Source organism: Paenibacillus sp. FSL K6-2862 (assembly GCF_038005125.1).
GTDB classification, from domain to species: Bacteria; Bacillota; Bacilli; order Paenibacillales; family Paenibacillaceae; genus Paenibacillus; species Paenibacillus illinoisensis_A.
The window spans coordinates 3406924-3427131 of record NZ_JBBOSN010000001.1 but is presented as its reverse complement, the minus strand read 5'-3'; the positions used below and the strand labels follow the sequence as shown (position 1 = coordinate 3427131).

Annotated in this window: 15 protein-coding genes; 11 read left to right on the top strand and 4 right to left on the bottom strand. The window is 44.2% G+C overall.

Features of this window, described 5'->3' with window-relative positions; translation table 11 throughout:
• The first annotated feature begins 179 nt into the window (after positions 1 to 179).
• Both MHB82_RS15525 and MHB82_RS15520 read left to right on the top strand, forming a co-directional pair.
• A complete protein-coding gene (locus MHB82_RS15525) occupies positions 180 to 386 on the top strand; it encodes a galactokinase family protein (protein ID WP_341175196.1) in 207 nt (68 codons plus the stop codon).
• A complete protein-coding gene (locus MHB82_RS15520) occupies positions 317 to 532 on the top strand; it encodes a hypothetical protein (protein ID WP_341175195.1) in 216 nt (71 codons plus the stop codon). Before MHB82_RS15525 ends, MHB82_RS15520 begins: the two co-directional genes overlap by 70 nt.
• Positions 533 to 865: 333 nt before the next feature.
• Here the strand turns inward: MHB82_RS15520 and MHB82_RS15515 are convergent, their stop codons facing one another.
• Positions 866 to 1720 carry a cupredoxin domain-containing protein gene (locus MHB82_RS15515; protein WP_341175194.1) on the bottom strand — a complete coding sequence of 285 codons (855 nt, stop codon included), beginning with the start codon at positions 1718 to 1720 and terminating at the stop codon, positions 866 to 868.
• A gap of 386 nt (positions 1721 to 2106) precedes the next feature.
• Here MHB82_RS15515 and MHB82_RS15510 point away from each other — a divergent pair, with 386 nt between their 5' ends.
• Both MHB82_RS15510 and MHB82_RS15505 read left to right on the top strand, forming a co-directional pair.
• Positions 2107 to 2862 (top strand): amidohydrolase family protein, encoded by a 756-nt coding sequence (locus MHB82_RS15510; RefSeq protein ID WP_341175193.1) that lies wholly within the window; start codon positions 2107 to 2109, stop codon positions 2860 to 2862.
• A gap of 55 nt (positions 2863 to 2917) precedes the next feature.
• Positions 2918 to 3373 (top strand): GNAT family N-acetyltransferase, encoded by a 456-nt coding sequence (locus tag MHB82_RS15505; RefSeq protein ID WP_341175192.1) that lies wholly within the window; start codon positions 2918 to 2920, stop codon positions 3371 to 3373.
• A gap of 228 nt (positions 3374 to 3601) precedes the next feature.
• On the opposite strand, the gene MHB82_RS15500 is transcribed toward MHB82_RS15505, so the two are convergent.
• The 3 genes from MHB82_RS15500 to MHB82_RS15490 form a co-directional block, all read right to left on the bottom strand.
• Entirely contained in the window at positions 3602 to 4054 is a 453-nt protein-coding gene (locus MHB82_RS15500) for a hypothetical protein (RefSeq protein ID WP_341175191.1), read from the bottom strand.
• A 23-nt stretch (positions 4055 to 4077) separates the two neighbouring features.
• Positions 4078 to 4191 carry an RNA polymerase sigma factor gene (locus MHB82_RS15495; protein ID WP_341175190.1) on the bottom strand — a complete coding sequence of 38 codons (114 nt, stop codon included), beginning with the start codon at positions 4189 to 4191 and terminating at the stop codon, positions 4078 to 4080.
• A 652-nt stretch (positions 4192 to 4843) separates the two neighbouring features.
• Positions 4844 to 5959, bottom strand: coding sequence for a GntR family transcriptional regulator (locus tag MHB82_RS15490; RefSeq protein ID WP_341175189.1), 1116 nt, complete (start codon positions 5957 to 5959; stop codon positions 4844 to 4846).
• Between the two features lie 406 nt (positions 5960 to 6365).
• On the opposite strand from MHB82_RS15490, the gene MHB82_RS15485 reads away from it, so the two are divergent.
• The 7 genes from MHB82_RS15485 (at position 6366) to MHB82_RS15455 (ending at position 20164) form a co-directional block, all read left to right on the top strand.
• Entirely contained in the window at positions 6366 to 7745 is a 1380-nt protein-coding gene (locus tag MHB82_RS15485) for an ABC transporter substrate-binding protein (protein ID WP_341175188.1), read from the top strand.
• Between the two features lie 70 nt (positions 7746 to 7815).
• The gene (locus MHB82_RS15480; protein WP_341175187.1) at positions 7816 to 8709 is read left to right on the top strand and encodes a carbohydrate ABC transporter permease; all 894 of its coding nucleotides are present in this window, start codon (positions 7816 to 7818) and stop codon (positions 8707 to 8709) included.
• Between the two features lie 12 nt (positions 8710 to 8721).
• Positions 8722 to 9540, top strand: coding sequence for a carbohydrate ABC transporter permease (locus MHB82_RS15475; protein ID WP_341175186.1), 819 nt, complete (start codon positions 8722 to 8724; stop codon positions 9538 to 9540).
• Between the two features lie 40 nt (positions 9541 to 9580).
• The gene (locus tag MHB82_RS15470; protein WP_341175185.1) at positions 9581 to 12340 is read left to right on the top strand and encodes an alpha-mannosidase; all 2760 of its coding nucleotides are present in this window, start codon (positions 9581 to 9583) and stop codon (positions 12338 to 12340) included.
• A gap of 122 nt (positions 12341 to 12462) precedes the next feature.
• Positions 12463 to 18018, top strand: coding sequence for a glycosyl hydrolase family 28-related protein (locus MHB82_RS15465; RefSeq protein ID WP_341175184.1), 5556 nt, complete (start codon positions 12463 to 12465; stop codon positions 18016 to 18018).
• Between the two features lie 45 nt (positions 18019 to 18063).
• On the top strand, positions 18064 to 19287 hold the full coding sequence (locus MHB82_RS15460) for an enolase C-terminal domain-like protein (RefSeq protein WP_341175183.1): 1224 nt from the start codon (positions 18064 to 18066) through the stop codon (positions 19285 to 19287).
• 34 nt (positions 19288 to 19321) lie between these two features.
• Positions 19322 to 20164, top strand: a complete 843-nt coding sequence (locus MHB82_RS15455) for an NAD-dependent epimerase/dehydratase family protein (RefSeq protein WP_341175182.1) — start codon at positions 19322 to 19324, stop codon at positions 20162 to 20164.
• The last annotated feature ends 44 nt before the right edge of the window (positions 20165 to 20208 follow it).

Below are 20208 nucleotides of genomic sequence, written 5' to 3'. Positions count from 1 at the left end.
AGACATCAACTTTAAAAAACGCTTACAAACTTTCAATCCTACCCTACCTTTTCGGAAAACGAAGCTGAGATAATGGAAAAGAAACGGGCATGAAGTAATCCCGCTATCGTTCATCATTCAGGTAGAAAAATAAATGCTGCATATCCATATCCACTTTAGGTCAACCGTTGCTTGCCCAAATGTATGGTCAGCAACAACTGGAAGAACAGACAGCACGTTACACGCAGCTCAATGAATCATTCGGACAGTATTTTGGCGTACAAGTGGGCAGCAAGTTATTCAGCGCGGCTGGACACAGCGAAATCGGGGGCAACCATTGGATCATAACCATGGTAAGGGTGCTCGCGGGCAGTATTACGCTGGATACGATTGCGGTGCTGCGCTAACGACAGATTCGGTAATTACCTTTTATTCGGAAGGTTATGACCAGAAATATGTAATCGATCTCACGGATTTGGCAACGAAGGCGGGAGACGGTATGGCTGCAGGATTCGGGGCATGGCTGAAGTGGTGTCGAGGGACAAGAACATGATCCCATTGAAGTCGCAATTTTAGCAACTTTTTTTGTTTTATCGGTATGCCGGAATGGACAAGAACATAGTCCGATTACCGATTAGATGTACGTCTAATCATTGGTCACACGCACTTAAAGATTATTAATTACCATGAAATCGTCATCTTGCCCTTCAATTCATTAAACTAACGGGCAGGTTAGTTGAACGGACCTGCCTTTGGTCATTAGAAAACGAGAATATACATTGCTTAATTCTTGTACAAAAAAAATGCCAATTTATGTTTTAGCAAGGAGCGACGATTTTTCGTTAGAACCCGCCGCTAAGACCTTGCAGCATAATCTCAAATGCAGTTACACAACTGTGATGGTTCCATAGTACATGTACATCCCACAATTGAAATGATATGTTCCAGGTTTTAAATCATCCAGAGTAATGAAGTTATCTCCCTTTTCAAGATAAACATCAATATCTAAATCAGAAAATTCGATACTCTTTATACAAGTGTATCCTGTTTGTTTTAAGAAATTTATTTTTGTTGGAATACCGGATTTGACCACAATATTATTTTGGCTAAATCCATTGGATTTTACATCGACTGAAATGACTTGATAGCCATTATTTTCTTGAACAGTACTCTGCTCCTGATTTTGAGAAGAAACAACGGTGGTTCGATTATCTTGGTACTGATTAAATAGCAACAAGCCTACTGAAACAGCACCAAAAGCGACAGTTACTATACCTGCGATGAAGGGTATGCTGATCCCGCTTTTATTTGTTTTTTTTCTTTCCACTGACTCTGAACTTGTCAACTGAAGAACAACAAAAAATATAAAGATAAATACGATATCAATAAACAATACCATGATATAAGTAAAGCCAAGCATAGATCCGAGCATGGCACCCATCATTCCACCCATGATCCCAGCTAACATGCCATCCAACGAGGCAAGTACACTTATGGGCTTGCCTGTAAGGTAACCAACGCCCAAACCGAATAAAATAGCAATAATTGAAGGGATGGCCAGATCATGATCAAAAACAATACCAAGTTGAAATCCAAGAGCAATACTAGACATCATTCCAATGCTCATAGCAATCATCATTCCAGACATACCTGTAATTCTCTCTTTTCGTCTATAGGTATTCAGAACGATGATTCCAGATAAACCCAAAACCATTAATATGCTTAATAATGTAAGTAGCATTATTATAAGCCTCCCGATATATAAAATTTTAGATAATGATGTACTACACATTGTAGTGCATACTATAATTCGATGAAAAGTTAGATTCGAAATATTCAGTAATTGTTCATAAAATTATGTACTTTTTAAGCCAGCGGATTATAAGACACAGTAAGTTAAAACGTATACATTGGAACTTGATGAGCTTTCGTAAGCATAAGAAACGCTATTGTTAGTTGTTAATCTAAAGGGTAAAGATAGCTCAATAAATTTAAGAAAGCAGCTGAACTAAGATGATCGGCTGCTTTTCATTTAAACAATTGTAATGTACAATCAATTACATAAACGGAACTGAGTTTCATCTGATGAAACAGTGAAGTGTTTAATTATTAGAAAGGGAGAATTTTATGCAAACAATATTTGATACTCATCTACACATCATTGATCCGAAATTCCCATTAATAAAAAACCAAGGATTTTTACCTAATCCTTTTACTTGTGAAGACTACTTGGAGAAGATTAAGGGTTTTAATATTAAAGGTGGCGCAGTTGTATCAGGTTCCTTTCAAGGATTCAATCAAACTTATTTGATTGATTCATTACAAAAACTCGGCCAAAACTATGTTGGGGTGACTCAATTACCACATGATACATCGGATGATGAAATTTTAAAACTTAACAGCTGTGGTGTAAGAGCCATCCGTTTTAATGTCAAACGAGGAGGTTCAGAAGATCTTTCTCATTTGGAGTACTTTGCAAGACGAGTCCATGAGTTAGTAGGCTGGCATGCAGAATTATATATTGACTCCACTTTTTTACCTCAAATTGCATCAACATTGAGCAGTCTTCCGGCTGTTTCAGTAGATCATTTGGGTTTATCAAAAGAGGGATTTAAGCATCTTCTTTCCTTAGTTGATAAAGGAATTAGAGTTAAAGCAACGGGCTTTGGCAGGGTTGAACTCGATGTAGCGCAGGCTATTCGTTCCATTTATGCAGTCAATCCAGATGCTTTAATGTTTGGTACAGATTTGCCTTCAACGAGAGCAAGGCGACCTTATCATAATTCTGACATTGAACTTATTTATAATACTCTAGATGAGGAACAAAGTGAAAAAGTGCTGTATAAAAATGCAGTTAATTGGTATTTGAAGCAAGATTTTTGAGCCTATTCTGTTATGGTAACTTACGGAGGAATTCAATATAATATGGGAGGTAATTATGGAATTTATAACAGCAACTGTGGACCATCTTCCTGCAATTGTTCGATTATTAGCGGACGATGAATTCGGTGTCACCCGAGAACGTTATGAAATACCACTGCCAAAAGAATACATTGAGGCATTCGCCAAGATTGAACAACAGATTGGTAATTCCATCATCGTTGCTATGGATAAAGACGAAGTTGTTGGATGCCTTCAGCTCACTATTATTCCGGGGATTTCAAGATTAGGTACAACAAGGGGTCAAATAGAGGGTGTTCGTGTTGGCAAGGGTTATCGAGGTAGAGGTATTGGCGAGTCGCTATTTCGTTATGCAATTAGTGAGGCAAAATCAATGGGTTGCGAGATGATACAGCTGACAACAGATAAAAAACGAAAAGATGCCCATAGGTTCTATGAACGACTTGGATTTGTTGATAGTCATGATGGCATGAAACTCGTATTCAGTAGATAGATATAGAAGAAACTTTAACTTGAGAATCAAGTTGCTGCTTTCATATTTATAGTCTATGCTCCATCTATAGGTTGCAAAAGTTATCTGCATCTAACTGGACTTGCAGTTCATAATTTACTTTTTTTATGTAATAAAGTAAGAACGAAGCTTCTACGATACATGTCGAGGGGCAAGAACTTGTACCGATTGCCGATTAGATGAATATCTAAGTGCGGGATTTTATATCCGTTAATTCATTAAACTAACGGGCAGGATATATTCTTGTGACATTTGTTTGGCTTCATGCCCGCCGAGACCGTGTGTTAGCCATTTCGGTGCCAACGGATTAATATCATTCACTAACCACACCGTAAACAAGCTTATAGCGTGCCGTAGTACCGATTGATACGTATGTTCAGGGCCTGGGTTGAGTGGGGATACGATTTTAATTTTATTGTCTTCATAGGTTCCCATAAACCAATTGGGCGCATCCAGCTCGTTTATTGCTTGATGAAAAGTGGGCAGATCTGGATAGATCTCAATAGCGATTTTCTGAGAATGTTGATGACGATAGGTTGTAATAATTCGCTCTTCATTGCTTTTCAACTCTTCAAATAAGTCATGGTACACCTTGTTCATACTAGCATTCTTGGAGGGAGCCTCGCTTTTATCCACAATTGATATCAATTTTTTAATAGACATGATTGTAATGTCACCCCATTCTTTTAATTCTTTTTTAGTTTGTTTAAGGCACGATAGAGTCTGTTCTTGACTGCGCTCTCAGTCATCCCGATGATTTTGGATATTTCCAATAAAGTGCAATCGACGAAAAAACGCATGATATGATTTGCTGATCTAATTCATTCAAACGGGCTAATGCAGCACTAATATCAAGACGGATATCGACATCTCTAGCAATATCGAGGGATATCGATTAGGACTGAAAATCGATTACTTCGTGCACCATTTCTTTATTTCGTGATCTCGTACGATATGAACTAACTGGGAACATTAGTTCAATACAATTAAGAAGCAGCTGATCCATGAGATCGGCTGCTTTTGTTAAACTAACGGGCAGGTTAGTTGAATGAGGCTCCATAAGAACCTAAAATTATTAAAGAAAGGGGACACATGATGATGTGCTTTTAGATCAAAGGATGAAAAAAACACAGGGGAATGGAGTAAAACTGGAGGACAACATCAAAGTCATTTGACAGCTAATGAGATATGGATCAATGAATGAATTAGAGGGGAAAATGAACTTTGCCGAAAAAAAGTCTAACATACGAACGAATATTCATCTGAAGACAGTTATCTCAGTAATTCACAATAGAAATGGTTCAACGTAACTATGAAGAAGGACCCTTCTCAAGCGGAAAGGGTCCTTCTTCATAGTTACGTGAAAAACAAGTTGAGGCATGGGAATGGTATATTTACTACCACTATAAACGTTTTCTGTAGGGACATTCTGTTATTTGCGAAGTACGGTCGCTATAATTTCACCTTTGCTGTTGACTGTCTGGGAATTAGCATCGTTGGTAACTTTATCTGAAGATACTCACTGGCGGGATCTTCCACTTGTTTTAGGATGACTCTACCAGCTTCACGCCCGAGTTCAAGTTCTTGCTGAACAACAGCCGTAGGAGGAATGGTACAGAACTCAGGAAATTCCACATCATCGAAGAACACGACAGATAAATCTTCCGGTACAGAGATTCCCATCTGAATTGCCGCTTGTATTACATGAGGACTGAAATTGGAGGATAGAAGGGCCGTCATCTGCGGATTTGCCTGTAAAAAAGCTTGAATCATCACGATAACATCTTCATCACTGTCACTCATAGCCAGACGTGTCATCTGTATACTGCGATCAATTAGAATATGACGATCCTCCAAGGCTTTCTCATACCCATGCAATCTGTCCTCAATACTTGAAGTCCCTTCAGCAAGAGTGGAAATAAAGCCAATTCGACTGTGCCCCAGCTTATGGAGATGCTCAACAGCCTGAATAGCTGCCTCATGGTTATCTGAGCTGATGGAGTTAGTCTCCACCCCTTTTAGATTTCGGTCCAGAAGAACAAGAGGAAAGCGATTTAGCGTAAGTGCAAGAATTTCATTGTTATAGTGCTCGCCCTCAACGGGATAGATAATTAGTCCTCTGACGCCTGCTTGTTTCATTTCCTGGATTTTGAGAATCTCTGTCTCTTGTGAATCATTCGTCTTAGCAAATAACAATTGATAGCCATTCTCTGAAAGGATGTCTTCAATTCCGCTCAGCAGATTCGCTGTGAATCGATTGTCGAGACGGGGAAGAAGGAACCCGATCGTTGGAGCTGTGAGCTGCTCTTTGACCGCTGAAGTGATGTTATGAATCTCCTCGGGGCTGTGATTGTTAACAAAGGTGCCTTTACCTTGAAGTCGGTAGACCACTCCCTTATCGACTAGAGCAGTAAGGGCATTTTTCACCGTAATGCGGCTCACACTGAATTGTTCAGCCAATTCATTTTCGGAAGGAATTCGGCTGCCTGGTTTCCAATTACCGCTTCGAATCTGGTCAATGATAAATGTCTCGATTTTCTTGTACATCGGCTTAAAGGTTCTCATCATGGCATTTTATCTCCATTCACTATCAGTTCGTTCTAAATATATTACATTGATACAACATATACAAGTGCAAATAATCAATAACAAGTGAGTAAGACAAGAAGATTAAGGTTACGAAAAAATCTGATATAAAACCCTTATAAATAAACAACTTATTAACAATACACTTTATTAAGTTGTATCTAAAAATAAACATTTACAAGTAAAAATATGTTGTTTATATTTTCTTTAAAAGTTCGTTGAATAAAGCGTTTCCAACGAGCCTTCACAATTTTTTTTTCACCTTGATTTTTTCTCGAGTCCTCCATCATTCAAAAAGGGGGTGCAGCAGTTTTAACGCCCATTTGTTTTTGTGGGATATTCATTAAGCCAGAAACGAACCAAAATTAAAGATAAGGGTGGTTGCGGGATGAAAAAAAGAGCAGGCATGATCGTTACTTTGTTAACTGTTTTCTCACTCGTTGTAAGCGCTTGCGGTGACACACAGTCCGGGGGGACGGAACCCAAAGCCAGTAAAGAACTGACGATGTGGACGTGGAAGGTTGCTTACACGCCAGGAATCGAAGCAGCCGCGAAATTGTATGAAGAGAAAACAGGGATCACAGTCAAACTTGAGACCTTTACACCAGATGATACGTATCGCCAAAAATTCCAGGCAGCAGCCAACTCCAAAAATTTGCCGGATATCGTGAACTGGTGGGCGACGGCAGGCGATTCCATCGAAAACTCGGTGCTCGAACTGTCAGGTGAAGTCGACGATGATCTCTTGAACAGCTATTACAGTGCTGCAATGGACCCGATCATCGTTACACAGAGCCAGGTTGACTCTTGGCAAGAAGACAAAAATGCCACCACAATTCAAAAGTCACTGAAAACTGGTCAGTTCTACGGACTGCCGCTGGATATCGGAGGATTCTTTACTTTCTATGGTAACAAGAAGTTGGTCGAAGAAGCAGGGCTGACAGCCGAAGCGCCCAAAACATGGGAAGAATTTGTCACCATGATGGAGACTGTCAAAGAGAAAACCGGTACTCCGGGGCTTGTGTTTGGTGCAAAGCTGCCTGATTTGTGGGAAAACTGGGCGGGATCGGCACTGTCCATCATGCTGAACGAACCTCAAGGTTATATGGATCTGCTCGAAAGAAAGTCCAAACTAAGCGATCCTTCAAATCTGCCGGTAGTGAAAGCAATCGAGACACTGGCAAACAAAGACTTACTGATGCCAGGAATTTTGTCAACGGATATTGACGGAGCAGACCAAGCTTTTGCTGCTGGCAAGGCTGCTTTCGACCTCGGTGGTTCCTTCACAATGTCAACGTTACTGGCTATGGGGATGAGTTCTGACGATATTTTCACCTTTCCTGTCCCTCCACTTGAAGGATCGAATATTAACAGCTGGACAACTGATCCATTCACGTTAACGATGTTGTCGGTGAATAAAGATTCGCAGAATAAGGCTGAAGCGCTCGATTTCATTAAATTCCTGACGGGTGATCCAGATGCTGCTGTTGCTTTTGCTAATGCGGCGTACACAGTGCCTGCGTTGAATCTGGGAGACCGTGCAAATGATTTAGATCCAAGATTGAAATCAATCTCAGATACGTTCGCTACCGAACCTGGTCCTTACAGTCAAGCTTCACAAGCAATCAATACGTATCGTGGCAAGCACAAAGAGTGGGAAGTGTATGCCCAGTCCATGCAATCCATGATCGAGAAAAAGATGACTGCTGAACAAGTCGCCAAAAAGTTCGACGACACTATGGAAAGTCTGAAAGCCAGCGGGAACTAGCACAATCAAAGCAATCGACAGGCCCCGCGAGGCTGTTGATTGCCAAATTAGGAGTAAAAGGTGATTGCTCATGATAAAAAGTCGAAATAAGTGGATGCCATATCTCTTTTTATTGCCTGGCGTGCTTTTGTTTCTTGCCATCGGTGTGTATTCGGTTGGATTCTCGATCATGCTCAGCTTTTATAACTGGTCCGGGATTGATTTTTCCACCGCAAGGTTTGAAGGGCTGGCGAATTTTCGTCAGTTCCTGCTCGGTGATGATCCGATTGTAACCCGGAATTTCTATAATGCCGTTCTGCACAATCTGATTATTGCGGTTTCACAGGTGGTGGTCGTCATTCCAATCTCACTTGTGCTGGCATTTGTGCTGCAAAATACGAAGGCAGCAACGTGGTACCGGACGATTTATTTTCTGCCGATGATCGCATCTGGCGTAGCTATCTTTTATGTATGGAAAGGCTTGTTTGAACCTAGTGGAGCATTCAACTCATTCTTCCTTTGGATGGGTTTGGATTTCCTTGCTGTACCTGGTGGAATGCTGGGAAGTTCGTCTACTTCTTTACTCGGTATTATTTTGACATCAATCTGGGGCGGTCTGCCAGGGACGTTGATTTTGTACTACGCTGGTCTGACTTCCATTGATCCGACACTGTATGAAGCGGCCAGTGTGGATGGTGCCAAGAAAACAACGATGATATTGAAAATTACTTGGCCATTACTGAAGCCAATCACACTTATTGCTGTCATTCAAATGGTAAACGGAGCCTTTCAAGCCTTTGAGAATGTGTTCATCATGACGGGCGGCGGACCGGCTGGCAGTTCAGAGGTTATTGGTACACTCGTGTACCGTACTGCTTTTCTAAACAATGATTATGGTCTGGCCAGCGCGATCGGGTGGGTATCATTTCTGATTACAGGTGCCATTGCCATATTCAGTATTCGCTCATTCAAGGCAGACATCTAAAAGGAGGAGCACATGGTCAAATATATTAAGCATATCATTCTAATCTTGTACGGATTGACCTGTCTGTATCCTTTTGTCTGGATGATCGGCACGTCCCTGAAGACATCACAGGATGCACTAGCCAATCCACAGAGTCCGTTTCCACAAGCGGCACCGATGTGGTCCACATTTGGTGACGTATGGAACAAATTGAATTTCTATCAGTTTTTCATCAACAGTGTGATCGTAAGTGCCGTCGTGATTATAGGCGTTATTCTCATCTATACTATGATGGCCTTTTCGTTTGCCAAATTTGTTTATCGAGGCAAAAAAATCATCTATTACACGTTTATTGCATTGCTACTCGTTCCAGGTGTAACCACATTGATTCCGCTATATATCAACATGACCAATCTGGGGCTGCAAAACACGTATATTGGCATGATCCTGCCCATGATTAATGGTGCTGCGCCCTTCGCCATTTTCCTGTTCACCAGTTACTTCCGTACAATCTCACATGAATTATACGAGAGCGCTGTACTGGATGGATGCAACAATTTCAAAATCTACTACAGAATCTATCTGCCATTAGCGTTGCCAGCGATCGGAACCATTGCAATTCTGAACTTTATCGGAAGCTGGAACAATATTTTGTGGCCGATGATCATCGTGGATAGCCGGGATATGTTTACGTTACCGATGGGACTCATGTATCTGGATTCATCTTCATTTAAGAAATGGAATGAACTCATGGCAGGGGCTTTGATTACGGTCATTCCAATTCTGCTTGCCTTCCCGTTCATGCAGAAGATGTATGTCAAGGGCATGACCGTAGGTTCAGTGAAAATGTAAATATACAACAACTAAATCATACAAGATTGGAATGAAATGAATGACTACACAAACCGCGCATATTGTTGCACATTCTCACTGGGACAGGGAGTGGTATCTATCCTTCGAGAAGCACCGAATGTCGCTCGTTCAGCTCATGGAGAATTTAATCGAGACGTTTGAAAATGACCCGGAATTTACGAATTTCCATCTGGATGGGCAGTTTATTGTACTGGAAGATTACCTGGAAATCATGCCGCATAGGTCGAACCAAGTCCGCAAGTTAATTGAAGAAGGCAAGCTGATTGTCGGTCCATGGTACATCCTTCAAGATGAATTCCTCGTCAGCAGTGAAGCCAATGCACGCAATCTGTTAATCGGCATTCAAGCCTCTGAACAAATGGGAGGATATGCGAAAATCGGATATTTCCCGGATTCCTTCGGCAATATGGGTCAGGCACCACAGCTCATTAGCCAGGCCGGCATTGAGGTAGCAGTATATGGACGTGGAGTGAAGCCAGTTGGATTCAATAACGAAATTCAGTCTGGCAATGAACATACCTCCAAATACTCTGAGATGTACTGGGAATCACCCGATGGTACTCGTGTACTGGCGATCCTGTTCGCCAACTGGTACAACAATGGCATGGAGATTCCGGTGGAGCCGGAGAAGGCGAAAGCTTTCTGGGCCGATAAGCTGGGTGCAGCGAAACAGTTTGCTTCAAGTTCGGAACTCCTGTTCATGAACGGATGTGATCATCAGCCACTCCAGAAGGATCTAACACGAGCTTTAAAAACTGCCACCGAAATAATGCCTGATGTGACGTTTCGTCATTCCAGCTTTCCTGAGTACATTCAGGCTTTTCAAAAAGCAAAACCACAATCCTTGGATGTCATTCGTGGTGAACTTCGAAGCCAATGGACTGACGGCTGGATTACACTTGTAAATACGGCTTCAGCAAGGGTGTATATCAAACAGCAAAATGTAAAAAGCCAAACCTTGCTGGAGAAAGTGGCTGAGCCATTGGCAGTCATGGCCTCTCTGTCTACAGGGCTTTATCCACGGTATGAGCTGTTATATGCCTGGAAGACATTGCTGAAGAATCATCCTCATGACAGTATCTGTGGGTGCAGTGTTGACGAGGTCCATCGGGAAATGATGACCCGATTTGCCAAATCGCAAGAAGTCGCTGAAACCATATCAGTTCAGAGTGCTCGTACAATAGCCGAATCCGTGGATACATCAGGCTTTTACGCAGATTTTGCGTTGCCTTTTGTCGTGTTTAACACTTCGGGACATCGTCGATCCAATGTGATTGTAACTAGAATGTATATTGAGCGACGGTACTTTGACCATCAGCCTCCGCATGAGAAGTACCAGGAGTTTAAGCGCGAATATGAAGCCTTTGACCCGAACGATTGGGTTATATTGAACGCGGAAGGCATGCAAGTGGAAGCTGTTATCACATCTGTTGGACCGACATTTGGATATGATTTACCGGATGATCGATTCCGTCAACCATACTGGGCATACCAAGTGGAGATAGAGCTTCATGTTCAGAACATCCCAGGTTTTGGATATCATACTTTTGCTCTTGTTCCTAAGAGTGTTTCTGGAGAGAACCCGCTTAGCCAACGGAATACCCCTGAACTTGTTACAGAAGGGCAAATGATGGAGAACAATTATGTGCGGATCGAGATTGCGGGGGATGGATCGTTTACCATGTTGGATAAAGTGAACGGTCGTAATTATACAGGGCTTGGCATTTATGAGGATACGGGGGATATCGGAAATGAGTATATGTACAGACAACCGGATCAGGAAACTCCGTTAACTACACAGGGGCAGCCTGCCCAGATTAAGCTGGTGCATCATACATCACTGAAAGCCGTTTATGAGATCGTGCATAACTGGAGGCTCCCAGTCTCCGCGGATGAACTGCTGGATGAAGAGATTCGTTCCATGGTTCCGTTTCGTTATCGGAAATCCCGGCGGCTTGATGAAACAAGGGAGGTGACCATTCGTACAGAGCTGAGCCTTGAAAAATCAGGGCGTTCGGTTGGCATCAAAAGCTATATCGATAACACGGTTAAGGATCATCGAATTCGTATGTTGTTTCAAACGGGACTCGAAGCAAATCATGTGACCGTTGACTCTATTTACGAACTGGCGCAACGCCCGATACAGCCGAAGGCGGAGTGGAGAAATCCTAGCAATACACAGCATCAAAATGCATTTGTCAGTATCAGTAATGGTCGTGAAGGGCTGACGATTGCGAATAAAGGTCTTAATGAGTACGAAGTATTGGCTAGTCAGAACACCATTGCTGTGACACTACTGCGTGGGGTACGCGAGCTTGGGGATTGGGGGGTATTTGCAACGCCGGAGGCCCAATGTCTCGGCCAGCACATTGTGGAAATGGAGCTCATCTCACATGATTTGGATGTTATTGAGTCCAATGCATATGTGCAGGCGTATCAGTTCCCGGTTCCCTGGACCGTTCAACAGACAGGGGTACATGGTGGTACGTTACCCGCTACCCACGAGTTTTTGCAATGGGAGGGTGATCATCTCGCTTTTAGCGCGCTTAAACGGGGTGAGGCAATTGATGACATGTTGTTCAGGGTGTTCAATGTATCATCGGAGACAACTTCACTGAAGGTAACACCTTCATTTGAGGCTAAGGAAGTGTACGAAAGTACAATTGTTGAAGATCAAGGTGAAACCATGAGGGTAACGGATGAGGGAAGTTATGTTTTGAATGTGGGACCAGCAAAAATTCAGACGATCGGCATTCAAACCACAACACGTGTAAAGTAAAAATTCAGTCTTGGAGTTCTCTCCACTGCTGCGGATTGAAAACGGATCCATCATGTTCCACATACGACAATCCTGTTTTCGTGCAGCTTGATTACATGATCAAGTGAATGGGAGGTACGATTGTGAACAAACGATTATGGTTAGGTGCCAGGTGTACCATTTCAGTGCTGTTGACGATTGTCATGTTATGTTCAGGGCTATCCATCACACCAGCAACCACACACGCGGCAGCAGAGGGAGAAGATATTGCTGAACAGGGGGTTGTCCATCCATATGATGTGTCACCTGACTCGGTAAGTATTACGTTGGGGGAAACTCCTGTGCAGCAGGGCATAACTGCGCGTCCTGGCGATGGGCCTCCAGCAGGTCTTCAAGTGGGGACGTTTGACGGGAAGGAGTATTGGAAAACCAATCAGACGGTAAATCCAACAAATCCGGCCGATAACATCCTGTACTTTTACTTCAATGTTGCGGATGAATATTTGTTTGAAAATACCGATCAGGACGTATTCGTGACTGTTGAATATTACGATAGCAATAGTGGAGCGATGTCTCTGCAATACGATTCGAAGCAAATCAACTTCAAGGATGCTCCGTTGTTCCGGTATGAAAATACGGGAACCTGGAAGACACATACCTTCAAGCTGAGCGATGCTAATTTCGGTAACCGCACCCATGATGCGGACTTTCGGATTGGAGTTACCGGCGCTGGGACACCAGCCAACAATCCTGAACTTCATCTAGCGAAAGTAACCGTCCGTAAGCAACCTCAGCAACAGACGATTACTCAAACCAAGGTCTACGATACGGAATTCCCTACATCAGATATCGTCATTGCAGATCGTAGCGTCATCGATTATGGAGCTAAAGGAGATGGGGCATCAGACGATACTCAAGCATTTAAAGAAGCGCTGGAAATAGCCGGAAGTCAAGGTGGTGGCGTTGTATTCGTACCATCAGGAACCTATAAATTAACCGGAGAGCTGGTTATTCCAACAGGCGTTACGCTTCGCGGCGATTGGGCGAATCCAGAACATTATGGCGGTTTAGTCAGAGGTACGATCCTTGCCGTATACAGCGGTAAAGGTCAAGCTAACGGGAACAGCTTCATTAAGATGGAGCCCTCTAGTGGAGTAACACATTTGTCTATCTGGTATCCCGAACAGAGTATCAATAACCCGGTGGCCTATCCATGGACGATGGAGCAGCTTCCAGGTGACAGTGCCACAGTAAGAAATGTGACACTGGTCAATGCGTACCAGGGGATTAAGATTGGCCCCGAATGGAACGAACTTCATTACGTGAAGGATGTATACGGCACCACACTGAAAACCGGTATCTTTCTAGACTTTACAACAGACATTGGGAGACTGGAAGAGCTTCACCTCTCCCCGGATGTATGGGCGAACTCCGGTTTGCCAGGAGCACCTGATCGGTCTCTATTGCGTGAATATATGATACAGCAATCCGAAGGCATCGTAATGGGTCGCTCGGATTGGGAGTATATGTCCAACATTCATATCTCGGGTTATAAGACAGGGCTACGAATTACGACAAGAACAGGAAGCCTTGAAACAGCTAATGCGCAGCTGTACAAGATTCAGATCGACGACTGCAACGTAGCGATGAAGATTGAAGGCGTCAATGATTATGGATTGCTGGTGACAGACAGTCAATTTGAAGCGAGTGCTGGTTCGAATCCTGTTGCCATTTATGCTACGGAAGGCTTTCACTCCATTGCCCAGTTTAACAGCGTAACGGTGGGCGGAGAACCCAAACATGCGGTTGTGAATGAAGGGCGTGGAACGTTGTCCTTTGAGAGCAGTACTTTCGAGAATTGGGGTGAAGGAAGCGGAGATTATGCCATAGTTGCCAAAAGTGGGTCGCTTATACTGGGCAGTTCTACCTTCGCCAAGCCGGATCGGCACCTGCTTCTTCAGGGAGATGTGGCGACAATCAATGCCATGCATTCCGGATACGAAGGCAATCTCGCAGTGAACGATGAGAGTACCTCTGCGGAACTGAACATCCATCAGGAAGAAGATTTGGTGTTAGAAACGATCCCTAATGTTCCTTCAGTAGATATTACAGTGAAGCCCAAGCCAGGTACTCGCGAATTGTTTAACGTAGTGAGCCAGCCCTACTTGGCTGATAATACAGGGAATACGGATTCATCCCAAGCCATTCAACAGGCTTTGAATGATGCCGAAGCGGCAGGTGGAGGAACGGTCTATATGCCAGCTGGCATATACCGCGTTGAGCAGGCTTTGGTGGTCCCGACTGCTGTAGAACTGCGGGGCAATTATGATGTACCTCACCATACGATCGGAAACGGAACCGTTATTTTTACGAACTATGGCGAAAATGATCCGGATGCCGATGCCTTCATTCAGCTAGAGGAAGCAGCGGGATTACGTGGATTATCCGTCTATTACGATCAACAAACATGGTCTGATGCTAATCCGGTGAAACCGTATGCCTGGACTGTGCAAGGTCAAGGGGAAAACGTCTATCTGATCGATACAACCTTGGTTAATCCCTATCAGGCTGTCGACTTCGGCACCCATGATACAAGTGGTCATTATATCGATTATGTAGCGGGATCTCCGCTCAAGGAAGGCATATATCTTGGTGGCGAGTCAGATGGAGGATACATGCGGAATGTGCAGTTCAATCCGCATTATTATGGACGGAACAATTATCCGAATCATCCTTCGAATGACGAAGAATTTAATCAAATATGGAATTATCAAAAGGAGAATCTGGACGCCTTTCGTATTGGAGATGTCACCAATCAGGTTATTTTCAATACTTTCGTATACGGTTCAAAGTACGGTATTCATTTTGAAGAACAGAATGGAAGAGGGCCCGAAGCCGTCGTTATTGGTCATGGCACGGATGGCAGTAAAAAGGGAGCCGTATTGCAACATGCGGGAACAGCAGGTCTTTCGTTTATCAACACAGAGCTTGTTTCCATGAGTACAACAGACAAGGTATACGTTGAGGTTGGGCCAGACTTTGGCTCTAAAGCGGTGTTCTTTAATACGTCCATGTGGGGAGACACAACAAGGTCTTTTGATATTCACGGAGGAGATATCCGCATACAGCAGGGAAACTTCACAAACGTTGGTGAAATCGGCATTAACGCAATCGGTGGTGATATTAACCTCTACAACTCCTATTTTCAACAGCCTCGCACCAATCATGTCATTGCAGGTCCAAACGTAGAGAAGATGGTCATATCCAACAACCTGTTTAATGGCGGTTTTCAGATTGAGAATGGAGCCCCTCCTGGCAAAGTGACGGGTACCAATCTGTTTCCTTTAGCGCTCAAACTGAACCAGCTTGGGTATGATCCAGCCAGACCAGGTGAACCCGGAAGCACGCTGACTTTGACTAATATTGCAGGTGGGGCTTTGCTTAAAGGGCAGATCGAACTGATTGAACCGAGTGTGTATCATGCGATGTTTAAGCCAGTGCGATTTGAGGGATTAGGCATTGGGAAAAGTGTGGATGTGCCGCTTCCTTATATATCAAGTGACTTGCTCAAATTCAGAGTAACGCTTGAGAACGGATTCCGTTATGAGACTTCGGTCAAGCTGTCACAATCCTTTGCGGCGCAAAAAGATGCTGTTGGAACGCTGCCCTTCATTGAGGTTTCCAGTCCAGAGCATTACAACAGCGTCGGTGGAAGCTGGGGAGGTCCGAATGACCTCAGCATCCAAGCTAAAGCAAGTTGGGAAGCGGAAAATTTAGTTATCAAGGTGGACGTCAAGGACGATATCCACGATCAATCCAATACCAATGGCGATATATGGCAAGGAGACAGTCTACAACTCGGTATCGACCTTAGCAAAGAGGATGGTGCGGCCAGCAAACAAGTGAATGAGCTTGGTTTTGCACTGAATCAGGATGGTGTCATCACGAAATGGAGATGGCGAGCACCAGAAGGGGTTGCTACAGGTTTGTTGGAATCCGCTTCAGCAAATATCACCAGAGACGAGACAACGCATAGTACTCATTATCAAATTACACTACCTTTTGAAGCACTCCATGAGGAAGGATATTCGTTCCAACCTGACAAACCTATCGGTATTGCAATCCTTGTGAACGAGAACGATGGTGAAGGAAGATCAGGCTTTATGGAGTTCAATGGAGGGATCGGTACAAGTAAAGACGCACGATTATTCGGAAACTTATATCTACTTACGGGTGATTACGTGACATTGTTGGAGCAATCGGCTGAGGCGAGGGTTCATACTGCGGAGCAAAAGAAAGATGTTACCTCTATAGATACAGCAACCAACTTCGTCACTCTGCTACCAGGCGGCACATTGAAGTCCTCATTACTCGTGAGACTCGCTGCTCTTACATCAGGTTCCAATCCAAATCCCGGTGAACCCAATCCACAGCCAGGCTCGAGTTCTGGTTCGACGCCAAGTGCTGGAGGGGGCTCTACAACTGGAGGGAAGAATGAAGCAACACCAGCCGCTTCTGGTGCTACAATACAGCTTCAACCTAAACTGGATAAAACGGCTGCATTAGCAACAGCCGAGATCACTAACCAGATGATAGAGGATGTATTGAACCGCATTACTCCTGAGCAGGACGGGAAAAAGAAGCTGATTGTGAATATCGAATCCGTGAATGGTGCTGAAGGGTATGCTTTGACACTTCCAACCATCTTTTTGCAAGAAAGTCCATCTACCCATTGGCTGGAGATTCGAACAGCAGGGGGAGTGCTGCTGGTTCCGAGCAGTTTGCTGACTAATTCCCAAGGAACGATTGGAGAGCACGTTACCTTCGTATTAAGCAAGGCTGACCGTAGCCCTTGGAATGCCAAATTGAAATCAGAGTTTGGAGAGCGACCTGCGATTTCATTATCTGTGCTATCGAGCGGTAACTCCGTTGCATGGCAAAATACCATTACGCCAATCACCGTAAGTTTACCTTATCAGCCTAATGGAACTGAACTGCTAGACCTGGAAAAACTCGCAGTACGTCGCATAGTGGATGACGGTCAAATGATCTCCATTCCAAATGGGAAATTCAACAAAACATCGGAACAAATGATTTTCAAAACACGGCAAAACGGAGTTTATGCAATCACTCAGGATAATCGAACATTCCAGGATATACGGCAGCTATCATGGGCCCGTCATGCCATCGAAGTTCTAGTGTCCAAAGGGGTTATTCGTGGAATATCAAAGGCTGAATATCAGCCTCATTCCATGATCCGCCGAGCGGATTTCGTAACCTTGCTTGTCAATGCCTTAGAATTACAACCTGATCAGGGAACCAAAGTGGAACGCTTCGCGGATGTACCTGAGTATGTATATTACGAAAAGTCCGTGAATACCGCAAGAGCGCTGGGCATCATTCAAGGGGCAGGCGCCGACCGATTCTCGCCAGCGTCTCCAATTACCCGGGAAGAAGCTGCGGTTATGATCTACCGAGCTACGCAAGTTATCGGGATGCATCCTCATCCAGAAGGTGAATCCGGTTTGAATGACTATAAAGATACTCATTTGATGAAGGCATATTCCCGCGATGCCATTGATTCATTAACCAGATCAAACATTATGGAAGGAAGCAATGGCAGCTTCCATCCAGAAGATACAATGACACGTGCTGAGACCGCAGTGCTGCTGTATCGTTTATACAACCGTTTGCCTTAAATCTTCCAGTAAGATCGAAATGGAGCAAATGAGGAGAGTGCGCGTATGGCTAAAATTACAAGGATAGAATGCATACGTACAAGGCATGACGGAAGCTGGACCATTGTGAAGATTTCGACGGATCAGGATGGTCTTTACGGATTGGGTTCTGCTTCCGATCTTTATAATCCCGAAGCGGTGGTACAGGTCATCGAACAACTGCTGGCACCATTGCTCATGGGGAGGGATGCATCCCAGATTGAAGATCTGTGGCATCTCATGCATATGAGCGGATATTGGAGAAATGGGGCAATCCTTCATACGGCGATTGGTGGAATTGACATGGCCCTTTGGGATATCAAAGGTAAGGAAGCAAATCTGCCGGTATATCAACTGTTAGGAGGGGCCTGCCGTTCGGCAGTTCCCTGTTACGGCCATGCCGGAGGTGCTGATATCAGCGAGCTGAAAGAAGACGTTTCTCGTTTTATGGAAGAAGGATACACGGTCATTCGAGTGCAGATGGGAGGCTACGGTGGCGGAGGATTTGTCAGCGGCAAGGACGCGAATTTGCCGCGAGACCCCTGGAGCACTGGTACTGTATTCGATGAACATGCGTATCTGCATGCCATCCCTGATATGTTCGAAAAGTTGCGCCTGGAATTTGGTAATGGAATTCAGTTTACCCATGATGTGCATGAGCATTTATCTCCCATTCATGCCATTCAGTTGTCGAAGCGGCTTGAGCCTTATCATCTTTTCTTTTTGGAAGATGCACTGGCTCCGGAACAGCTTGGATGGTATCGACAGCTTCGTCAGCAAAGCGCGACGCCGCAGGCAGTAGGAGAATTATTTGTTAACCCCCAAGAGTGGACCGGTCTAATTCAGGAGAAATTGATCGATTTTATCAGGGTTCGGGTATCGAAAGCAGGCGGAATCAGCGCTTGCCGCAAGATCGCTACACTGGGCGAAGCCTACGGAGTACGAACAGCCTGGCAGGAGGGTGGGGAGAATGATCCGGTTAATCAGGCAGCTGCTGTCCATCTAGATATGGCGCTGTGGAACTTTGGTATCCAGGAAGTCAATCATTTTAAACCTCATGAGTTGGAGGCATTCCCGGGACATGTCGTCAGAGAGGGTGGATATTTATATCCTTCCAACAAATCAGGATTAGGCATTGAACTGGATGAGGTGAAGGCCCAATCATTACGAAGTGACTCATGGGATATCAACAAATACCATCGGCCGTATCCTCTGGACCGCAAAGCAGATGGGACATTGGTACGACCCTAACGAAGTGACAAGAACAGACAGGAGAGATATAGAAATGAAGACGATCGCAGTTACAGGCGGAGGCGGAAAGCTGGGTTCACAGGTCATTGAGAAGCTGCAATTACAGGGTCATCATGTCGTATCGCTGGATAAACACCTCTCTGACCGGGTGCGTTGCAAGCAGATCATTGTTGATTTGAATGATTATGGTCAAGTCGTGGGAGGACTTGCCGGAGTGGATGAAATCATCCATCTTGCAGCTATTCCTGCACCGCTTCACTACCCGCACACCTACATCTTTGCAAATAACTCGCTCTCCGGCTACCATGTGCTGGAAGCGGCCGCTTTGCTCGGTATAAAAAAGGTGGTCATGGGCTCCAGCGAATCATCCTACGGGTTTGCCTGGGCAAACAAGTTCTTCGCACCTGATTATTTTCCCGTGGATGAACAGCATCCGCAACAGCCGCAGGAATGTTACGGTCTGTCCAAAATCGTTAATGAGGTCACAGCAGAGATGTTTCATCGGAGAAGCGGGTTGCAGGTGATTTCCCTACGTTTTTCAATGATTGTGGCCCAGGGAGAGTACAGAAATCTGGCTATTGCGAAGCCGGAAACGTTCAAGCACATATTGTGGAGCTACATCGATATCAGGGATGCCGTGGATGCTTGTTTGGCTGCTCTGCATGCCGATTATGATGGGGCTATTCATGTTAATGTTACCGCTGATGATACGTTAAGTGATCGCAAAACTACAGAATTACTGGCCAGTTTTTATCCCAATGTAAAAGATCTGCGTACACCTTTCTCTAATCGAGAAGCTATTGTCAGTAATGGAACGGCGAAAGAAGTTCTATCCTGGGTACCGAAGCGTTCATGGACAGATGAAGAACAGGGATAGTTCACACGCAACTAAAATGAATAGGGGGATATTATGCTAAATTT